Here is a 17,536-nt window from a genome sequence, read left to right as displayed (position 1 = left end):
GCAGGGGCTCAGGTAGACGCTCAGAACGGCACCACCTCATGTGTGCTCTCCCGCCGCGGCCTCCCCCGGGATCCGCGACGGGGCGCACTCGACCGCCGGAGCGCAGACCACTCCGCGTCGCTGCGCGGTCGGAGCGATCCATCGCTCTAAGGTGGGCTCATGTCCAGCCGCTATGCCGATGATCTGCGCCTCGCCCATGTGCTCGCCGATGCCGTGGATCAGCTGACCATGTCCCGCTTCAAGGCGCAGGACCTCGAGGTCACCACCAAGCCGGATCTCACCGAGGTCACCGATGCCGACAAGGCCGCCGAGCAGCTCGTGCGCTCGCAGCTGTCCCGTTCCCGGTCCCGCGACCAGGTGATCGGCGAGGAGTTCGGCAGCACCGGATCCGCCTCGCGGCAATGGGTGATCGACCCGATCGACGGCACCAGCAACTTCGTGCGCGGGGTGCCCGTGTGGGCGACGCTCATCGGCCTCATCGAGGACGGCCGCCCCGTCGTCGGCCTGGTCTCCGCGCCCTCGCTCTCCCGCCGCTGGTGGGGCGGGACGGATGCAGGCGCCTGGACCGGTTCGCGGATCAACAATGCGTCCCGTCTCCAGGTCTCCCAGGTCAGCCGGGTGGAGGAGGCCTCGCTGTCGTACTCCTCCCTGCACGGCTGGGCAGATCACGATCGTCTCCCCCAGATGCTCAACCTCATGCAGCGCTTCTGGCGCACCCGGGCCTACGGCGACTTCTGGTCGTACATGCTGGTCGCCGAGGGCGCGGTCGATGCGGCCTGCGAGCCCGAGCTCGCCCTGCACGACATGGTGGCCCTGGCCCCGATCCTCACGGAGGCCGGTGGTCGCTTCTCCTCGCTCGAGGGCGAGGACGGCCCCTTCGGGGGCAGCGCGGTCGCCACCAACGGCCTGCTGCACGAGGAGCTCCTCACCGCCCTCGCCCCGCGCGAGCGCTGACCCGGCCCGGTCCCTCGGCTGACCGCCTGCTGGTTCCGCGGCCCGGAGCGGCTGGGGCGGACCTCCCAGACCGCGGTCCGCGCGCATCGGTAGACTCGGGATGTTGTGACCTCGAACCGTGAAGGGATCCCCATCCACATGACCGTCAAGCGCGTCGCCCTGCTGACCGCAGGTGGCTATGCCCCCTGCCTGTCCTCCGCCGTCGGCGGCCTCATCGAGCGGTACACCGAGCTGGTGCCCGATGTCGAGATCATCGCCTACAAGCATGGCTACTGGGGCCTGCTCTCCGGCGAGAAGATCGTCATCGACGACGAGGTGCGCGCCGGCGCCCACGTGCTGCACAACTACGGCGGCTCCCCGATCGGGAACTCGCGTGTGAAGCTCACCAACACCGCGAACCTCGTCGAGCGCGGACTGATCCAGGAGGGTGAGAACGCCCTCGAGGTCGCGGCGAACAAGCTCATGACCGACGGCGTGGACGTCCTGCACACCATCGGCGGCGACGACACCAACACCACTGCCGCGGATCTCGCGAAATATCTCCACGAGAACGGTCACGAGCTGCAGGTCGTGGGCCTGCCCAAGACCATCGACAACGACATCGTGCCGATCCGTCAGTCCCTCGGCGCGCGGACCGCCGCCGAGCAGACCAGCATCTTCGCGCAGAACATCATCGCCGAGCACGGCTCGAACCCGAAGATGCTGATCATCCACGAGATCATGGGCCGTGCCTGCGGTTACCTGACCGCCGAGGCCGCCGCGTACTACCAGACCTGGCACTCCCAGCAGGAGTGGCTGCCCGGGATCGGCCACCGCGCCGAGCGCTGGGACGTGCACGCCGTATTCCTGCCGGAGCTCGCCCTGGACATCGAGGCCGAGGCCGAGCGCCTGAAGGCGGTCATGGACGACGCCGGCTGCGTGAACATCTTCCTGTCCGAGGGCGCCGGCATCCCGGAGATCATCGCGGAGATGCAGGCTCGCGGCGAGGAGCCCGAGAAGGACCCCTTCGGCCACGTCAAGATCGACCAGATCAACCCCGGTCAGTGGTTCGCGAAGCAGTTCTCCGAGAAGCTGGGCGCAGAGAAGGTCATGGTCCAGAAGTCGGGCTACTTCTCGCGCTCCGCGAAGGCCAACGCCGATGATCTGCGCCTGATCAAGTCCATGACCGACTACGCCGTGCAGGTCGCCCTCGAGGGCGGCTCCGGTCTGGTGGGCCACGACGAGGAGCGCGGTGACGTGCTGCGCGCCGTGGAGTTCGAGCGGGTCGCCGGGCACAAGGCCTTCGACGTCTCCCAGCCCTGGTTCCAGGACGTCATGGAGCGCACCGGTCAGACGATCGTCCCGGTCCAGGGCCACTGAGCCGACTGAACCGACAGCACCTCTGAGCCTGGAGTCCACTCCCGTGAGCGCCGCCGATCCGCAGCACATCGCCCGGCGGCCTCGGGTGCGGACCTGGCGCCGCACTCTTCGCGCGCTCGCCCGTCCTGGGCGGGCGCGCGACCCGTTGGGAGGCGCCCCAGCTGACGCGACCGACGGGCCCGACGGGCGATCCCGCCTCGCACAGATCGCCCCCGGGCCTGCCGGCACGGGCTGGAAGCTCGACAACGGTCCCCTGCGACCACCACGTCCGCTCCGCCCTCAGCAGGGCCGACTGGGCGACTGCTGGGTCATCGCCTCGATGCTCGCGATCCACGAGACCGCACCGGAGCGGCTCGAGGCACTGCTGTCAGCAGCGCAGGACGGCACGGTGGAGGTTCGCCTCCCCGCCGTCACGGCCCCGATCCGGGTGGGTCGACGAATGCCTATCGATGACGGAGGCCGCTTCGTCTACGGCCGACGGGAGGGCGCGAACCCCGGCTGGGTCGGCGTGCTCGAGAAGGCCGTGGCCGCGCACGTGGCCGGCGGCTACCGCTTCCTGCAGCGCGGCGTAGCCCGCTTCGGGCTCGAGCTGCTGCTGGGGATGCCGGTGCGGACCCGCCTGCGCCTCCCGTCAGCGCGCCGGATCAAGATCTGGCGGCAGGAGCATCGCGCGATCGCCGCGTCCACCCATCCGCTCAGCGGCCGCGTGATGACGCAGCACGGCCCGCTGCCGCCCAACCACGTCTTCGCCGTCGTCGGGGCGGACCCTCGCAGCGGGCACGTGCACCTGCGCAACCCCGTACGTCCCGGACGAGTGCTCGTCGTCGACGCCCGCAGCTTCCGTCGCGGCTTCCTCTCGATCGACGTCACGCCGCCCTTGCGCTGAGCCCGGCCGCTCAGCGACGTCCCCACGACGACGCCCCAACGACTCAGCGGCGACTCAGCTACTCAACGACTCAGTGACGGCTCGGATCGACCTCGGCGAAGGTGCGCAGCCACTCGTCGGCGATCAGGCGGTGCCCGGCGATGGTGGGGTGCACGCCGTCGTTCGCGAGACCCGCCGGGGTGTGCCCCACGGTCCATGCCGACTCGAGCACCTTCTCGAGGTCCACCACGGCGTGCTGGAACTCGCGGGCGAGATCGCGGATGATCGCGACCTTGGCGTCGAGGTCGTCATGGATCTGCGCCGTCTCGCCACTGACGTCGGCGACGAAAGGGATCACCAGGAGCACCGGCGCGGCCGGACGGGTTGCGGAGAGCTGATCGAGCAGGTACCGGTATCCGGCCTCGAAGTCCTCGTCGGTGACGTGCTCACCCCGGGTGTAGCGGTGCCAGGAATCGTTGACCCCGACATAGATGGTCACGACCTGGGGGTCGTGCTCGAGACAGTCAGAGCCGAATCGCTCCACGAGGTCCTCGACCTTGTCTCCACCGATCCCCCGGTTGACCACGCGGGCGGTGGGTTCGTGGGCAGCGAAATGCTCGGCGAGCAGCCGCACATAGCCGTATCCGAGGCCGTCAGGGTCCTCGGTGCGGGAGCAGTCGGTGATCGAGTCCCCGATGAACAGCAGCGTTCGGGGCTCGGGAAGGGATGGCGTCGTCGTCATGCGGAGATTCTGTCAGACCATGCCCCGGCCAGCGTCGCAGCGCCAGGGCGGCCCCTCCTCGCCCTACCGGTCTCGCACACCTGGGAGTCGGGCGGCACAGCGATAGTGCCTCCACGCACCGCACCCTAGACTGACGATCGACCGATCGCGGGATCGATACCGACCGCGGCTCGCGACCGTTCCGTCCGCGGATGACTCGTAGGAGTTCTGTGATGTCTGCCCTCATGCTGCCCGCGCTCCCTTTCCCGCTCGACCCGTTGCACGTGCCGTTCGAGGTCGTCGGCGAGGACGGGCTGCGGGCCACCTCCCAGGCCAGAACCGACATCTTCGCTCCGCCCTTCCCCGGCGCGGAGCCCACGCTCACTGCGGGGACGTTGTTCGGCACCGCGCCCGAGGGTGACTTCCAGTTCAGCTCACGGATCACGGTCGACTTCCGTTCGACCTTCGATGCCGGGGTGCTGATGCTCTGGCACGACGAGGAGCACTGGGCGAAGCTGTGCTTCGAGTCCGCTCCGGACGGCAGCCCGACGGTGGTGTCAGTGGTCAACCGCACCGTCTCCGATGACGCGAACGCGCAGGTCGTCAAGGCCGAGCACGTGTGGATGAGGATCAGCCGGGTGGATGGCATCTACCTGTTCCACAGCTCGTTCGACGGGCAGCGGTGGGACATGGTGCGCCTGTTCGCCCTCGAGTCCCCCCGTCCTCTGCAGATCGGCTTCGAGGTGCAGTCGCCGACCGGCGACGGGTGCGATGTCGTCTTCGACCAGATCTCCTTCGCGGCAACACGCCTGGAGGGCCAGCGCGACGGCTCCTGAGAACTTCTGGCGCCAGGAATCGGGCATCTGAAGCATCCCTGGTTCGCCGCCAGCACAACACACGAGGGCCCCTGATCAGTGTTTCCACTGGCCAGGGGCCCTATCTCGTAGCGGGGGCAGGATTTGAACCTACGACCTCCGGGTTATGAGCCCGGCGAGCTACCGAACTGCTCCACCCCGCGTCGATAACCAGTACTTTACGGTGATCGCCCCATGACGTCCAACCAGGGGAAACAGAATGTCAGAGTCATCACGGCGGCAGTGGCCAGCACATCTGTCGCCACCAGGAGCACAGATCGATACTGCCGATGAGGATTCCACGGATTCCGGACCACATGAACCGGCACTGGACGTGCTTCGGAAGGGAATAGCGAAAGGCCCCCGGTCAGTGTCTCCACTGGCCGGGGGCCTTCTCTTCGTAGCGGGGGCAGGATTTGAACCTACGACCTCCGGGTTATGAGCCCGGCGAGCTACCGAACTGCTCCACCCCGCGTCGATGATCCCTACTTTACGGGGATCCCCTGCCAGCGTCCAACCAGACCCCTCCCGACGTGTGCCATGACACGTTCACGGTCCGTTCACCTGGGTGGACACGCATGGACAGACGGCAGGACGCCCGGCGCCCCCGGTCGTGGACCAGAGATGCCGGGCGTCCTGAGAGAGGCTCGGTACCCTCAGCCGGTCAGCCTTCGCCGCCGTCCGATGGGGCCGGCGTGCCGGTCCCTCCGAGTTCCCCATTGGCCGCCACGGCCCGGTTCAGAGCATCGGCGAGACGATCCTGAGCCTCACCGTAGGCAGCCCAGTCGCCCTCGGCCATCGCCTTCTCGGAGTCGGCCACCGCGGTGTCCATGTCCGTGAGCGCCTTGTCGAGCTGCTCCTGCGTGGTGCCGGCGTCCGCTGCCGGCTTCTCCCCGTCAGCAGGCTCCTCGCCGTCGGCCGGCTCCTCGCCCTCAGCAGGAGCGTCGACCGCGCCCTCACCGGTCTCGGTGTCGGCCGTCCCGGCGACCCCGTCGGGATCGGAGACCGAGGCGTCGCCGGCGGTCGCGCCGGAGTCGCCGCCGAAGACGAGGTCCAGGGCTTCGTCGAGCGTCGGGGCGAACCCGATCTTCTCGCCGAAGGAGACCAGCACCATCTGCAGCAGCGGGTACTGCGTACCGCCGCCGGAGGCGGAGGACTGCAGGTAGACCGGCTGCACGTACAGCAAGCCGCCGCCGACCGGCAAGGTGAGCAGGTTCCCGTTGATCACCTCGGAGTTGCCGGACTTCAGCAGGTTCAGGGCCTGCGAGACGTTCGGCTCCGAGTTGAACGTGGCCTGCACCTGGCCGGGCCCGTTGACGGGGTTCGTCGCGGGCAGCACGAGCAGGGTCATGTTGCCGTAGGTGTCCGCCGGGTTCCCCTCGTCCTTGCCCGTCTCCGAGTCGACGGCGAGGAAGCCCGTGAGCACGTTCTGGCCCTGAGCCGGGATGTAGCTCGAGGAGAGCGTGAACCCTGGTTGCTCCATGCCGGGAATCTGCATGGTGAGGTACATCGGCGGCTGCGTCGCCTGCGCCCCCGTGGAGCCGTCAGGGTTGGTGGGCGCCGGCTTGGTGGGATCCGGGGGCGTCTCCCAGAAGTCCTGGGCACCGAAGAAGTCATCGGCCTGGGTCACGTGATACGTGCCCAGCAGCTCACGCTGCGCCTTGAAGTAGTCCGACGGGTAGCGCAGATGGCTCATCAGCTCACCGCTGATCTCGCTGGCCGGGTGGATCGCCTCGGGGAACACCTCGGACCACGCCTTGAGGATCGGGTCCTCCGTGTCCCAGGCGTACAGGGTCACCGAGCCGTCGAAGGCGTTGACGGTGGCCTTGACCCCGTTGCGCATGTAGTTCGCGCTGTTCTCGCGGTTCTGCGAGGTCTCGCCCGGGTCGGTCTGCGAATCGGCGATCGCCGTGTCGAGATTGAGGGTGCGCGAATAGGGATAGGCATCGGTGGTGGTGTAGCCGTCGACCACCCACACCAGCTCATCGTCGACGACCGCGGGGTACATCTGCGAGTCGAGCGAGAGGAAGGGGGCGACCTCCCGGACACGCTGCTGCGGATCGCGGTCGTACAGGATCTGCGACTCCTCGTTGAGGTAGCCGGAGATCAGGACGTTGGGATCACGGAACTTGATCGAGTAGAGCAGCTGGTTGAAGAACCCGCCGACGGAGGGCCCACCATCGCCCTGGTAGGTGTTGTTGACCTGCTGGCCGCCCTCTTCGCCATCCGTGCCCGACTGGTAGTCGAACTCCTCGGGCTCCGACCCTTCGGGGGCGCCGACGATGGAATAGTCCGGTGAGTGCTTGCCGAAGTACACCCGCTCCTCGTACTCGCCGAACGCACCCTTGCCCGGGACTCCGGACTGCAGGAAGCTCGGTTCGCCGTCAGCATTGCGCTGATTGCCGTACGCGGCCGCCGCGCCATATCCATGGGTGTAGATGATGTGCTGGTCGACCCAGGATCGAGTGTTGAGCTCGAACTTGTCCGGCCGCAGCTCGCGCACACCGACGACGGTGTCCTGGAGCTCGCCCTCCATCTCATAGCGGTCCACGCTGAGGACCTCGTCGAAGCCCCAGTACCGACGGTTCGCCTCACGCTGCTCGAAGGTCGGCGAGATGATGTTGGGATCCATCAGACGGATCTGCGTGGTGGTCGAGGCGTCCTCGCGCAGGGCTCCGGGCTCGGCGTCGGTGGTGGCCGTGTACGGGACCTCCTCGACGTCGTCGATGTTGAAGGCGGCGCGGGTCGCGTCGATGTTCCGCTGGATGTAGGGCTGCTCGAGCGTGCGCTCGTTGGGCTGGACCTTGAACTGCTGGATGGCCCAGGGGTACAGGCTGCCGACGGCGAGCGTGGACAGGATCATCAGGCCCGCACCGATCGCGGGGATCCTCCAGTCCGAGCGGAAGATCCACAGCACGAACAGCGCGGCCACGGCCACGGAGGCGATCGCGAGGATCGTCTGCGCGGGAAGGATCGCGTGGACGTCGGTGTACGACGCCCCGTGGAAGCGATCGTTCTGGTTCACGAGCATGTCATAGCGCTGGAACCAGTGGCCTGCGCCGAGCAGCAGCACGTAGATCGCCGCGAGCACGCCGAGATGCCTGCGTGCAGATCGTGTGACCTCGAGGCCGTTCTCCTGGCCCCAGGCGACGCCGCCGTAGATGAAGTGACCGATGAGGGCTCCGACGATCGCCACCAGCATGACGAACTGCCCGAAGGAGATGATCAGGTCGATCACCGGGAGTGTGAAGACGTAGAAGCCGACATCATTCCCGAAGATCGGATCGGTCTCCCCGAACTTCTGGGGATGCAGGAACAGCTGCACGGCCTGCCAGCTGCGGGAGGCAGCCAGACCGCCGAAGGCGCCGATGATGAGGGGCGCTGCGATGGTCAGCCCCTTCCGCAGGGGATCCACCGCGGCGCGGAACTGCTCGAGCGCCTCCTGCTCGCGGGTGACCGGCGGATAGATCGGACGCTTGGCGTAGCCGATGCGCAGACTGAAGAACAACGGCACCGCGAAGAGGATGAACCCGATGACGAACAGGATGCCCTGCGTGAGCCAGCGGACGGTGAGCACATCGGTGAAATCGAGCTGATCCATCCAGAGGTACTTGGTCCACACCTCGGAGGCGACAACCAGCAGCACCACCAGCGCTGCGATGACGATCGCGGTGATCCCGAGCGGGGAGATCCTCCGGGTCGTGGACGTGCTCGAATCAGGGGCCGGACGCGGGCGCGGCCGGGGTGCATCGCCGAATGGGGCGGAGAAACTCACGGATAACCTCGGGTGCCTCGGTGTCGGAGAGCACGGGTCCGCTGCGCCAACGCAGGAAGGGCGACCGGTCTCCGGGTACAGTGTGGTGCCGCCGCGTACAGAGCGGTGACGCGTCCATTCTGTCAGGCGAACCTGTAAGGGACCTCTCGATCCGATGACGACTCCCGATACGGACCCTCTCGACGCTCCGACGGCGGCCCTCGCCGCTGCGGTGCTCGACATCTCCCGTCACATCGAGGGCGCATCCCTCCCCGCGCCGCGCCTCTATGCACTGGCCCGCAGTGCAGAGCTGATGGCCGCCTCCCCCGCGCTCGCCGGCCTGCTCGGGGTCGGCGCGGACGGCACCGGCGCCCCGGACGATCTGCATCTGACGCCGATTGATCTCGACGATGGCGCCTCCGACCAGAACGACATCTCTGCATCCCAGGACCCCTTGGCTGCGCTGCAGGTCGTGGAGTGGCCGGATCTGGCGGCCGGCGGTGCGATCGCCTGCGAGCTCTCCCCCTCCACGTGGGCACTGCACGAGAATGATTCCCGGGCCACGATTCCCACGGACCGGGCTCTGCGCGTGGTCGTCGCCGCCCTGCCCGACGGGACGACGTGGTCCGCGGTGCATCGCGGCGACAAGAACGGTTATGTCCTCGGCGCCGCGCTGCTCCCGGACGTCGCCACCGCTCTGGTGCAGACGCTGCAGCCCCTCGACTGAGCTACGTTCAGGGCGGTTGCTGCCCGCTCAGGACGCGCCGGCCAGCACGGAGTCCTCCGCCGAGCTCCCCGTGAGCTCCTCGGCGACGTCGGGATCGCCGGTTCCCGTCCCGAGAAGCTCTCCCGTGTCGCGGTTGAGGTCGGGAACCTCGTCCGCCCGCATCGGGCGGGTGAAGGCCGTGGTCCCGAAGGTGAGGTCATGGCCGATCGCCTCGGCCTGCAGTGTCAGGGTGTGTCGCTGGGTGCCGTCATCCGCCTGCCATTCCGAGCTGCCGAGCCGACCGGTGACCACCAGCGGCTGCCCCTTCTTCACGGAGGCCAGCACATTGCGGGCCAGCGCACGGCGGGTGTAGACGCTCACGAATTCCGTCTTGCGATCGGTGAAATCGCTCTTGGCGGAGTCGTAGTAGCGCCCGGTGACGGCGATGCGCACGATGGTCGTGGTGGTGCCGTCCTCGTGCTGACGGGAGCTGGGATCCGCCGTCGCGTTCCCCATGAGGGTCGTCTGGATATCGCGCATGGTGATGTCCTTCCTGGAGTGCCGGGGACCTCCCGGCGTCGGCTCCGTGCCGATGGATCCAGGGTTGCCGTTCACGCAGGCGCCTTCCAGAGCGGCGTCGTCGTTGTGGACGACGGGGCACTGGGGAGGAAGGGTCGCCTCTCCTCTGCGGGGACCGAAGGTGCTGGACACCTGGACACATGGAACGGCCGGCCCCACGAGGGGACCGGCCGTTCGCGCAGCGATGCTGCAGCTCAGCGACTGCAGAACGAGCGCTGCAGATCAGATGCTGAGGATCAGGCGGTGGGGATGACCAAGCCGGAGCCCGTCGCGCGAGCCGTCTCGAACCGCTTCTGGACGTCGGCCCAGTTCACGATGTTCCAGATCGCCTTCACATAATCAGCCTTCACGTTCTGGTAATCCAGGTAGAACGCGTGCTCCCACATATCCAGCTGGAACAGCGGGATCGTCGCGACCGGCACACCGTTCTGCTGATCGTAGAACTGCTCGATCACCAGGTTGCCACCGAGCGGCTCGTACGCCAGCACGGCCCATCCGGAGCCCTGGATCCCCAGAGCCGCGGCCGTGAAGTGCGCACGGAACGCATCGAAGGACCCGNAGTGGTTCGTGTGACCACCGAGGTTGAACGCCAGATCCTTCGAGAACTGGTTCACCGTGGCGAAATCACCGGACTCACGAGCCGCCGCCAGCTTCTCCAGCGCCGTGTTCGCGCCCTTGACATAGGTCGCATGGTGCTTGGAGTGGTGCAGCTCCATGATCTTGCCGGAGATCGAAGGATCCAGCGCGCCGTAGTCATAGTCGAGATCGGGAAGCGTGTAGTCCGCCATGGGGGTCATCCCTTCGTCGTGGGGTGTGCGGGACCCGCCTGCGCGGGCCCTGCCGTGCCTCCCATCCTGCCACGATGCCCCGGGAGTTGGCAGGGTGGGCTCTGCTCCGGAGTCGCTCGAGGCCCGCGCCTGACGTATTCCGGCCCAGCATCGGTGCCGGCGCGGTCGCCTGTCGGGGCGGCGGTCCACAATGGGGTGATGGCCGGAACTCGCCACGCCCTCCCGTCCTCGTTCTCCCCTGCCACGGCCACCTGGTTCGCGGAGGCCTTCGAGGCGCCCACCCCTGCCCAATCGGCGGCCTGGGAGGCGATCGAGCGCGGGGACGACACGTTGGTCGTGGCGCCGACCGGCTCCGGCAAGACCCTGGCCGCCTTCCTCACAGCGATCGATCGCCTCGCCACGGCGGATCCGGCTCCCGCAGGCAGCTCCGGCATGGACAGCTCGATCCCGCAGCGCGGCGGCCGCGGGCGAGCAGCCCGCGGGACCACCAGCGTCCTGTACATCTCGCCGCTCAAGGCCCTCGGGGTCGACGTCGAACGGAACCTGACGTCCCCGCTGGTGGGGACGGCGCGGATGGCGGAGCGTCTCGGGCTGCCCCGTTCGTCGGTCAGCGTGGGTGTGCGCACCGGGGACACCCCGCCCGCCGAGAGGCGCCGGCTCGTGACGCATCCGCCGGACATCCTCATCACCACCCCCGAATCGCTGTTCCTCATGCTGAGCTCCCAGGCCAGGGAGTCGCTGCGGGGCGTGCGCACGGTGATCCTGGACGAGGTGCATGCCGTCGCCGGCACCAAACGCGGCGTGCACCTGGCACTGTCCCTCGCGCGGCTCGATGCGATGCTCGAGGCGCCGGCGCAACGCATCGGGCTCTCCGCGACCGTCGAACCGATCGACGAGGTCGCCGCGTTCCTCACGGGCTCCGGCCGGCCCCGCGAGGTGTCCGTCGTGCGCCCCGCGTCGACCAAGCGCTGGGATCTCACGGTGACGATGCCGGTCTCGGACCTGCAGGCGATCGAGCCGCCGTTGGATGCCGTCGACGACGAGGACGTCTCCGGCACGATCTGGCCGCATGTCGAGCGAGCCGTGCTCGCCCAGATCCTCGCGCACCGCTCGACGATCGTCTTCACCAACTCCCGCAGCCAGGCGGAGCGGCTCACCGGGAAGCTCAACCGTCTGCATGCGCGTCGCCCGTCCGCGGCGACCGGCCGCGGCGCGGAGCTCGGGGGTGCCGCGCAGTCGGAGGCACCCGAAGAGATCCAGGAGATCGAGGACATCGCCCGCGCCCACCACGGGTCGATGTCCAAGGAGATCCGCGCCCAGATCGAGGATCAGCTGAAGTCGGGCACGCTGCGGTGCGTCGTGGCCACCTCGTCCCTCGAGCTGGGGATAGACATGGGCGCCGTCGACCTCGTGCTGCAGGTCGCCGCCCCGATGTCCGTCTCGAGCCTGCTCCAGCGGGTGGGGCGCGCCGGGCACGACGTCGGCGCCGTCTCCGAGGGCTCCCTGCATCCGTTGCATGCCGCGGACGTGCTGCGCTCCGCGGTCGCCGTGCAGGAGGCCGTCGCCGGTCGTATCGAGCCGCTCTCGGTGCCCCGCAACGCGCTGGACGTCCTCGCCCAGCACACGGTCTCCGCCGCCGCCATGGACGACCTCCAGATCGACGACTGGTTCGACCTGGTGCGCAGCGCGCACCCCTATCGCGCCCTCCCCCGCTCCGCCTTCGACCAGACCATCGACCTGCTCGCCGGGCGCTACCCGTCGACCGCCTTCTCGGAGCTGCGGCCGCGCCTGGTGCACGACCACGACACCGGCCTGCTCACGGGTCGGCCCGGGGCGCAGCGCCTCGCAGTGACCAGCGGCGGCACCATCCCCGATCGTGGCCTGTACCCGGTGCACCTGGTGGCCGGGGATGACGACACCCAGCCGCGCCGGGTGGGCGAGCTCGACGAGGAGATGGTCTACGAATCGCGACGCGGGGACGTCATCACCCTGGGCACCACCAGCTGGCGGATCGAGGAGATCACCGCCTCCCGGGTCACCGTCTCCCCCGCCTTCGGCCTCACCGGCCGCATTCCGTTCTGGCACGGCGACGGGGATGGCCGCCCCGCGAGCCTGGGCCGCGCCATCGCCTCCGCCCAGAGCGAGCTCGCCGACCTCGAGCGGACACAGGCCGACGAGCGCCTCGCCGACCTGGGCCTCGACGGCAACGCCCGCACCGTGCTGCTGGACCATCTCGCCGAGCAGAAGCAGATCACCGGGGTGGTGCCCGGGCCGCAGCAGCTGGTCGTCGAACGCTTCCTCGACGAGCTCGGCGACTGGAGGGTGATCCTCCACTGCTCCTACGGCCAGCGGATCACCGGCCCGTGGGCCCTCGCCGTCGGGGCCCGGGTCGAGGAGCGGTACGGACTGGACGGCCAGGTCATGGCCGCCGACGACGGCATCGTGCTGCGGATCCCCCACGGGGAGCAGCCGCCTGGCGCCGATCTGTTCGTCTTCACACCCGAGGAGATCGACGAGGAGGTGCGGCGCCTCGTCGGATCCTCCGCACTGTTCGCAGCCCGCTTCCGCGAGTGCGCGGCACGCGCCCTGCTGCTCCCCCGGCGGGACCCCAACCAACGGGCGCCGCTGTGGCAGCAGCGTCAGCGCTCCTCGCATCTGCTCGAGGTCGCCCGCCCCTATCCGGACTTCCCGATCATGCTCGAGGCCGCCCGCGAGTGCCTGCAGGACGTCTACGACCTGCCCGCCCTCATCGACCTCATGACGCAGATCGGGCGGCGCCGCCTCGAGGTCCGCGAGATCGAGACCCCCACCCCGTCCCCCTTCGCGCGCTCGCTGCTGTTCGGCTATCTCGCCCAGTTCATCTACGACGCCGACGCCCCGCTCGCCGAGCGCCGCACCGCCGCCCTTGCGCTGGACCAGTCCCTGCTCGCCGAGCTGCTGGGATCGGTGAGCCTGCGGGAGCTGCTGGATGCCGAGGTCATCTCCGAGGTCGAAGGCCGGCTCCAGGGGCTGAGCGAGGATCGTGCGCTGCGCGGGGCGGAGCAGATCGCGGACGCCCTGCGCCGTCTCGGGCCGCTGACCCGGGACGATCTGGCCGCTCGCTCGGCCGACGGGGTCGATCTCGAGGCCGAGCTCTCCCAGCTCCACGACGCCCGAAGGATCCTCACCGTGCGGATCGCCGGCCGCGAGCACCTCGCCGCGATCGAGGATGCCGGGCTGCTGCGCGACGCGCTCGGAGTCGCCCTCCCGCCCGGAGTGCCCCAGGCCCACCTCACGCCGGTGGATCGGGCCGTCGCCCAGCTGCTCTCCCGGTGGGCACGCGGCCGCGGGCCCTTCCTCGCGACCGGTCCGGTGGACGCCTTCGGCCTCGCCCCCGGCGTGGCCCGCGGCGCGCTCGAGCAGCTCACCGCCGAGCGGGTGCTGCAGCAGGGCGAGTTCAGTCCCGGCCGCGAGGGCGAGGAGTGGGTCGATGCCGAGGTGCTGCGGCGGATCCGCCGGGCCAGCCTCGCCGCGTCCCGGCGGGAGATCGCCCCGGTCCCCGGCCCGGTCTACGCCCGTTTCCTCGGGCAGTGGCAGCACCTGACGGGGCGCCGCCCTGACGGCACGCGGGATCGGGCTGCGTGGCAGGGCCGCGACGGCCTGCTCTCCGTGATCGACCAGCTCGCCGGGGTGTCGCTGCCGCTGTCCGCCTGGGAGGAACAGGTGCTGCCGGCGCGGATGCCCGATGCGAGCCCCGCCCTCCTGGACGCGGCCTTCGCCGCCGGTGACGTGGTGTGGACAGGGCACGGGCGGCTCGGCGCCGACGACGGATGGATCCGCCTGCACCTCGCGGACGCCCTGCCGCTCGGGCTCGACGCCGAGGCGCTGGAGGAGTCCGCCTCGGCCCTGGCCGAGGGGTCCCTCGCCGCCCGGCTCCTGGCACAGCTGCGCGGGACCCCCGGTGCGCTGCGGCACGGAGAGATCTTCACCGCCCTGGCTGCGGACGGCGACGCGGTGCCGCCTCCCGACCTGCACGACGCCCTGTGGGACCTCGCGTTCCAGGGGCTGATCACCAACGACTCCTTCGAGGCGCTGCGCACCTACGGTCGAGGACCGGCACGGTCCTCCCGGTCGACAGGACGGTCGCGCCCGCTGACCCGGCGCGGTGCCGCGCGACTCTCGGCCGCGATGATGCGCCAGGGCGCGAGCTCCGTCTCCGAGCTCGTCACGGGACCCACCGGGGCAGGACGGTGGTCCGCCGTGCGCGTCGAGGCGGTCGATCCCTCGGCCCGGGCCGCGGCGCTCGCGACCCTGCTCCTGGACCGGCACGGCGTGGTCACCCGGGGCGCGATGGACGTCGAGGACATCCCCGGCAGCTTCGCCGCCGTGTACCGCGTTCTCGCGGTGCTCGAGGAGAACGGCAGCTGCCGCCGCGGCTACTTCGTCGACGGGCTCGGTGCCTCCCAGTTCGCCCCGGTCGAGGCGGTGGACCTGCTGCGCGATCGCGACCGGGAGGCCGAGGCGCAGCAGGATCCCGACGCGGGATCCGTCGGTCCCTCCCCCGAGGCGTCGACCGTGGCGCTCGCCGCGATCGACCCGGCGAACCCCTACGGCGCAGCGCTCCCCTGGCCGTCCTTCACGATCATCCCGCCCGAGGGCACGACCGTCCGGCCCGCGCGTCGCGCCGGGGCGCTGGTGCTGCTGGCCGACGGGCATGTCAACGCCGTGGTCGACAAGGGTGCCAAGCACCTCCTGTGGTGGGCCGACGAGACCGTGACCACCCTGGTCGCCGGGCAGCTGGTGAGGGCGATCGTCGAGGACTCCCGCCTGCCCCAGCTGCGGATCGAACGGATCAACGGGCACCCGATCACCAGCGCCCCGGTCGCCGCGATCGGCGAGGCCCTGGTCGCCGCCGGCTGCTATCGCTCCCCGAAGTCCATCCGCCTGCGCGCAGGAGGTCGCTGATGCCCGAGGGCGACACGGTCGCCCGGCAGTGTCGGGCGCTGCACGGTGCGCTCGCGGGGGCGATCCTCACCACGAGCGATCTGCGGGTGCCCCGTGCCGCGACGGCGAATCTCGTGGGCTGGAGCGTGCGGGAGGTGCGGCCTCGCGGCAAGCATCTGCTGATCCGTCTGGAGCCGCCCGCGGCAGGAGGCGTGCCTCTCACGCTCCATACCCACCTGATGATGGACGGGATCTGGCACGTGGACGGGAAGGCGCTGCGCTCGAGCGACACCAGTGCCGGACCACGCCCGGCGGACACGATCCGCGTCGTCCTCGCAGCCCGGCACCCGGACGGGCGCGAGGCCCGCGCCGTCGCCTACGACGTGAAGCAGGTGCGCCTGGTGCGCACCGCCAACGAGAGCACCCTCGTGGGCCATCTGGGACCGGACCTGCTGGACCCGTCCTGGGAGGACGAGCCGGCACTGCGCGCACAGGCCGTCGCACATCTCGCGGCCGAGCCGGAGCGACCGATCGGCCTCGCCCTGCTCGATCAGCGCAACCTCGCCGGGATCGGCAATATCTACCGCAGTGAGCTGTGCTTCCTGCGCCGCGTGCATCCGGCGGCGCCGACGCACGCCGCCGGGGACCTGGGTGCTCTGGTCGACCTCGCCCACCGCCTGCTCACCCTGAACCTGGACCGTTCCGTGCGGGTGACGACCGGCGGGATGCTGGGCCGCGACGGCGACCTGTGGGTGTACGGGCGCGGGGGACGGCAGTGCCGCCGCTGCCGTGCCCGGATCGAGCGCGGGGAGATCGGCGACCCCCGGCTCGAGGGCACGGAACCGCGAGTGCTGTGGTTCTGCCCCCGCTGCCAGCCTTGTCCGGGCGCCCCGGCAGGGGCGGGAGGCGGTGCGCCGCGAGGTGCACGACAACGTGCGCATCCTGATGCACGACGTCCCGGAACGGGTCGGTAGACTTCTCGCGGTGCTTCCGGCTCGGCCGCCCGAGCCCGCACTGACGCCCCCATAGCTCAATGGATAGAGCAACGGCCTTCTAATCCGTAGGTTGCAGGTTCGAATCCTGCTGGGGGCACCACCGCCCGTCGTCGTGTCTGGAGCCGCCCCATGGTGCTGAAGGTCGTCACGATCGGCGCGATCGTGCTCCTGCTGGGACTGCGCCTGCTGCGAGGCCGGTTCGGCACACGCCTGCTCGGCGTCTCGCGCACGGTCCTGAACGTCATCTACCTCGCAGCGCTCGTGCTCACCGGGGTCCTCGCCGGCGTCTTCGAGCAGTGGGTGCTGCTCGGAGTGGTCGTCGTGCTGCTCGTGCTCAGCGGCATCGAGGAGATCCTCCGACGGTCCGCACCGAAGAACGCTCCCGCCGAGCGTGCGTCGACCCGGCGCCGCTGACCGCTCCTCGCGCCGGTTGCGTGTGCTGTCCCGGCCGGCTCAGAGCTCGCGGCTGTGTTGCGAGGAGGCCTCGTTCCACTCAGTGACCCACGCCGGCACATCCATGTCGGGCGGGACGGAGCCGACAAGGTCGAGCACCTCCGGGATGCTCACGGATCCGCCTGTCCTCCGCAGGAACCGTGCTCGGATGATGGCGTCGGCGTAGACCACGTCCCCCACGCGGAAGACCTGCTCCATGTAGATCCAGCGATCGTCGTGCCCGAGCACCCGGGAGGCGATGTCGAACTTCTGCCACAGCACCAGCGACTTGCGGTAGGTGATGGACTGCCCTGCGACCACCGGATACCAGCCCTGGGCGGTCAGCCGCTTCCAGAACCCGGAGCGGAGCATGAGGTCCATCCGGCCCAGGTCCATGAGGGTGAGATAACGGCCGTTGTTCATGTGCCGCTGCACGTCGAGGTCAGCCGGATTCACGCGGAAGCTCGTGCGGGACGTGTCCCACATGCTCAAGCGGCTGCGGAAGCGCACGCGGATCATGAACACCAGCAGGCGGAAGTACAGGTTCACGTCGGGCTCCTCCATGAGTCACTCAGCGGGCTCGGCATCGAACCCCGATGACTGCAT

General features: G+C 69.6%; 13 protein-coding genes and 3 tRNA genes. 9 read left to right on the top strand and 7 right to left on the bottom strand.

Annotated features, from left to right (window positions below; all coding sequences use genetic code 11):
• Positions 1-159 precede the first annotated feature (159 nt).
• The 3 genes from ABD093_RS04155 (at position 160) to ABD093_RS04145 (ending at position 3,199) form a co-directional block, all read left to right on the top strand.
• Entirely contained in the window at positions 160-954 is a 795-nt protein-coding gene (locus ABD093_RS04155) for an inositol monophosphatase family protein (RefSeq protein ID WP_343922640.1), read from the top strand.
• A 138-nt stretch (positions 955-1,092) separates the two neighbouring features.
• Positions 1,093-2,313 (top strand): pyrophosphate--fructose-6-phosphate 1-phosphotransferase, encoded by a 1,221-nt coding sequence (locus ABD093_RS04150; protein WP_343922657.1) that lies wholly within the window; start codon positions 1,093-1,095, stop codon positions 2,311-2,313.
• A gap of 43 nt (positions 2,314-2,356) precedes the next feature.
• Positions 2,357-3,199 carry a C2 family cysteine protease gene (locus tag ABD093_RS04145; RefSeq protein WP_343922639.1) on the top strand — a complete coding sequence of 281 codons (843 nt, stop codon included), beginning with the start codon at positions 2,357-2,359 and terminating at the stop codon, positions 3,197-3,199.
• Positions 3,200-3,269: 70 nt separating this feature from the next.
• Here ABD093_RS04145 and ABD093_RS04140 read toward each other — a convergent pair whose 3' ends face one another.
• Positions 3,270-3,920 (bottom strand): SGNH/GDSL hydrolase family protein, encoded by a 651-nt coding sequence (locus ABD093_RS04140; protein ID WP_193116100.1) that lies wholly within the window; start codon positions 3,918-3,920, stop codon positions 3,270-3,272.
• A 212-nt stretch (positions 3,921-4,132) separates the two neighbouring features.
• Between ABD093_RS04140 and ABD093_RS04135 the strand changes: the two genes are divergently transcribed.
• On the top strand, positions 4,133-4,735 hold the full coding sequence (locus ABD093_RS04135) for a DUF1349 domain-containing protein (protein WP_343922638.1): 603 nt from the start codon (positions 4,133-4,135) through the stop codon (positions 4,733-4,735).
• 108 nt (positions 4,736-4,843) lie between these two features.
• Here ABD093_RS04135 and ABD093_RS04130 read toward each other — a convergent pair.
• The 3 genes from ABD093_RS04130 to ABD093_RS04120 form a co-directional block, all read right to left on the bottom strand.
• Positions 4,844-4,917 (bottom strand) — tRNA-Met (locus ABD093_RS04130).
• 237 nt (positions 4,918-5,154) lie between these two features.
• Positions 5,155-5,228, bottom strand: a tRNA-Met gene (locus ABD093_RS04125).
• Between the two features lie 189 nt (positions 5,229-5,417).
• Positions 5,418-8,528: a UPF0182 family membrane protein gene (locus tag ABD093_RS04120; protein WP_193116102.1), complete on the bottom strand. Its 3,111-nt coding sequence runs from the start codon at positions 8,526-8,528 to the stop codon at positions 5,418-5,420.
• A gap of 154 nt (positions 8,529-8,682) precedes the next feature.
• Here ABD093_RS04120 and ABD093_RS04115 point away from each other — a divergent pair, with 154 nt between their 5' ends.
• Entirely contained in the window at positions 8,683-9,234 is a 552-nt protein-coding gene (locus tag ABD093_RS04115) for a PPA1309 family protein (protein WP_193116103.1), read from the top strand.
• A 27-nt stretch (positions 9,235-9,261) separates the two neighbouring features.
• On the opposite strand, the gene ABD093_RS04110 is transcribed toward ABD093_RS04115, so the two are convergent.
• Positions 9,262-9,753, bottom strand: a complete 492-nt coding sequence (locus ABD093_RS04110) for a single-stranded DNA-binding protein (protein WP_193116104.1) — start codon at positions 9,751-9,753, stop codon at positions 9,262-9,264.
• 275 nt (positions 9,754-10,028) lie between these two features.
• Positions 10,029-10,580: a superoxide dismutase gene (locus ABD093_RS04105; RefSeq protein WP_343922637.1), complete on the bottom strand. Its 552-nt coding sequence runs from the start codon at positions 10,578-10,580 to the stop codon at positions 10,029-10,031.
• A 198-nt stretch (positions 10,581-10,778) separates the two neighbouring features.
• On the opposite strand from ABD093_RS04105, the gene ABD093_RS04100 reads away from it, so the two are divergent.
• The 4 genes from ABD093_RS04100 to ABD093_RS04085 all read left to right on the top strand — a co-directional run bounded on the left by ABD093_RS04100 (position 10,779) and on the right by ABD093_RS04085 (position 16,912).
• Positions 10,779-15,524, top strand: coding sequence for an ATP-dependent helicase (locus ABD093_RS04100; protein WP_343922636.1), 4,746 nt, complete (start codon positions 10,779-10,781; stop codon positions 15,522-15,524).
• Positions 15,524-16,477: a DNA-formamidopyrimidine glycosylase family protein gene (locus ABD093_RS04095; protein ID WP_343922634.1), complete on the top strand. Its 954-nt coding sequence runs from the start codon at positions 15,524-15,526 to the stop codon at positions 16,475-16,477. The genes ABD093_RS04100 and ABD093_RS04095 overlap by 1 nt, the downstream gene beginning before the upstream one ends.
• 45 nt (positions 16,478-16,522) lie before the next feature.
• Positions 16,523-16,598 (top strand) — tRNA-Arg (locus ABD093_RS04090).
• A gap of 29 nt (positions 16,599-16,627) precedes the next feature.
• Positions 16,628-16,912, top strand: a complete 285-nt coding sequence (locus tag ABD093_RS04085) for a hypothetical protein (protein WP_193116108.1) — start codon at positions 16,628-16,630, stop codon at positions 16,910-16,912.
• A 39-nt stretch (positions 16,913-16,951) separates the two neighbouring features.
• Here the strand turns inward: ABD093_RS04085 and ABD093_RS04080 are convergent, their stop codons facing one another.
• The gene (locus tag ABD093_RS04080; RefSeq protein ID WP_343922632.1) at positions 16,952-17,479 is read right to left on the bottom strand and encodes an acyl-CoA thioesterase; all 528 of its coding nucleotides are present in this window, start codon (positions 17,477-17,479) and stop codon (positions 16,952-16,954) included.
• Positions 17,480-17,536: the final 57 nt, after the last annotated feature.

This window comes from Brachybacterium tyrofermentans (assembly GCF_039526165.1).
Lineage (GTDB): Bacteria > Actinomycetota > Actinomycetes > Actinomycetales > Dermabacteraceae > Brachybacterium > Brachybacterium tyrofermentans.
This window is presented reverse-complemented; position numbering and strand designations above follow the sequence as displayed.

Bases quoted from the DNA above. Each gene is read 5' to 3' on its own strand.
- ABD093_RS04155 (WP_343922640.1), top strand. From the start codon at position 160: ATGTCCAGCCGCTATGCCGATGATCTGCGCCTCGCCCATGTGCTCGCC.
- ABD093_RS04150 (WP_343922657.1), top strand. From the start codon at position 1,093: ATGACCGTCAAGCGCGTCGCCCTGCTGACCGCAGGTGGCTATGCCCCC.
- ABD093_RS04140 (WP_193116100.1), bottom strand. From the start codon at position 3,920: ATGACGACGACGCCATCCCTTCCCGAGCCCCGAACGCTGCTGTTCATC.
- ABD093_RS04135 (WP_343922638.1), top strand. From the start codon at position 4,133: ATGTCTGCCCTCATGCTGCCCGCGCTCCCTTTCCCGCTCGACCCGTTG.
- ABD093_RS04115 (WP_193116103.1), top strand. From the start codon at position 8,683: ATGACGACTCCCGATACGGACCCTCTCGACGCTCCGACGGCGGCCCTC.
- ABD093_RS04110 (WP_193116104.1), bottom strand. From the start codon at position 9,753: ATGCGCGATATCCAGACGACCCTCATGGGGAACGCGACGGCGGATCCC.
- ABD093_RS04100 (WP_343922636.1), top strand. From the start codon at position 10,779: ATGGCCGGAACTCGCCACGCCCTCCCGTCCTCGTTCTCCCCTGCCACG.
- ABD093_RS04095 (WP_343922634.1), top strand. From the start codon at position 15,524: ATGCCCGAGGGCGACACGGTCGCCCGGCAGTGTCGGGCGCTGCACGGT.
- ABD093_RS04085 (WP_193116108.1), top strand. From the start codon at position 16,628: ATGGTGCTGAAGGTCGTCACGATCGGCGCGATCGTGCTCCTGCTGGGA.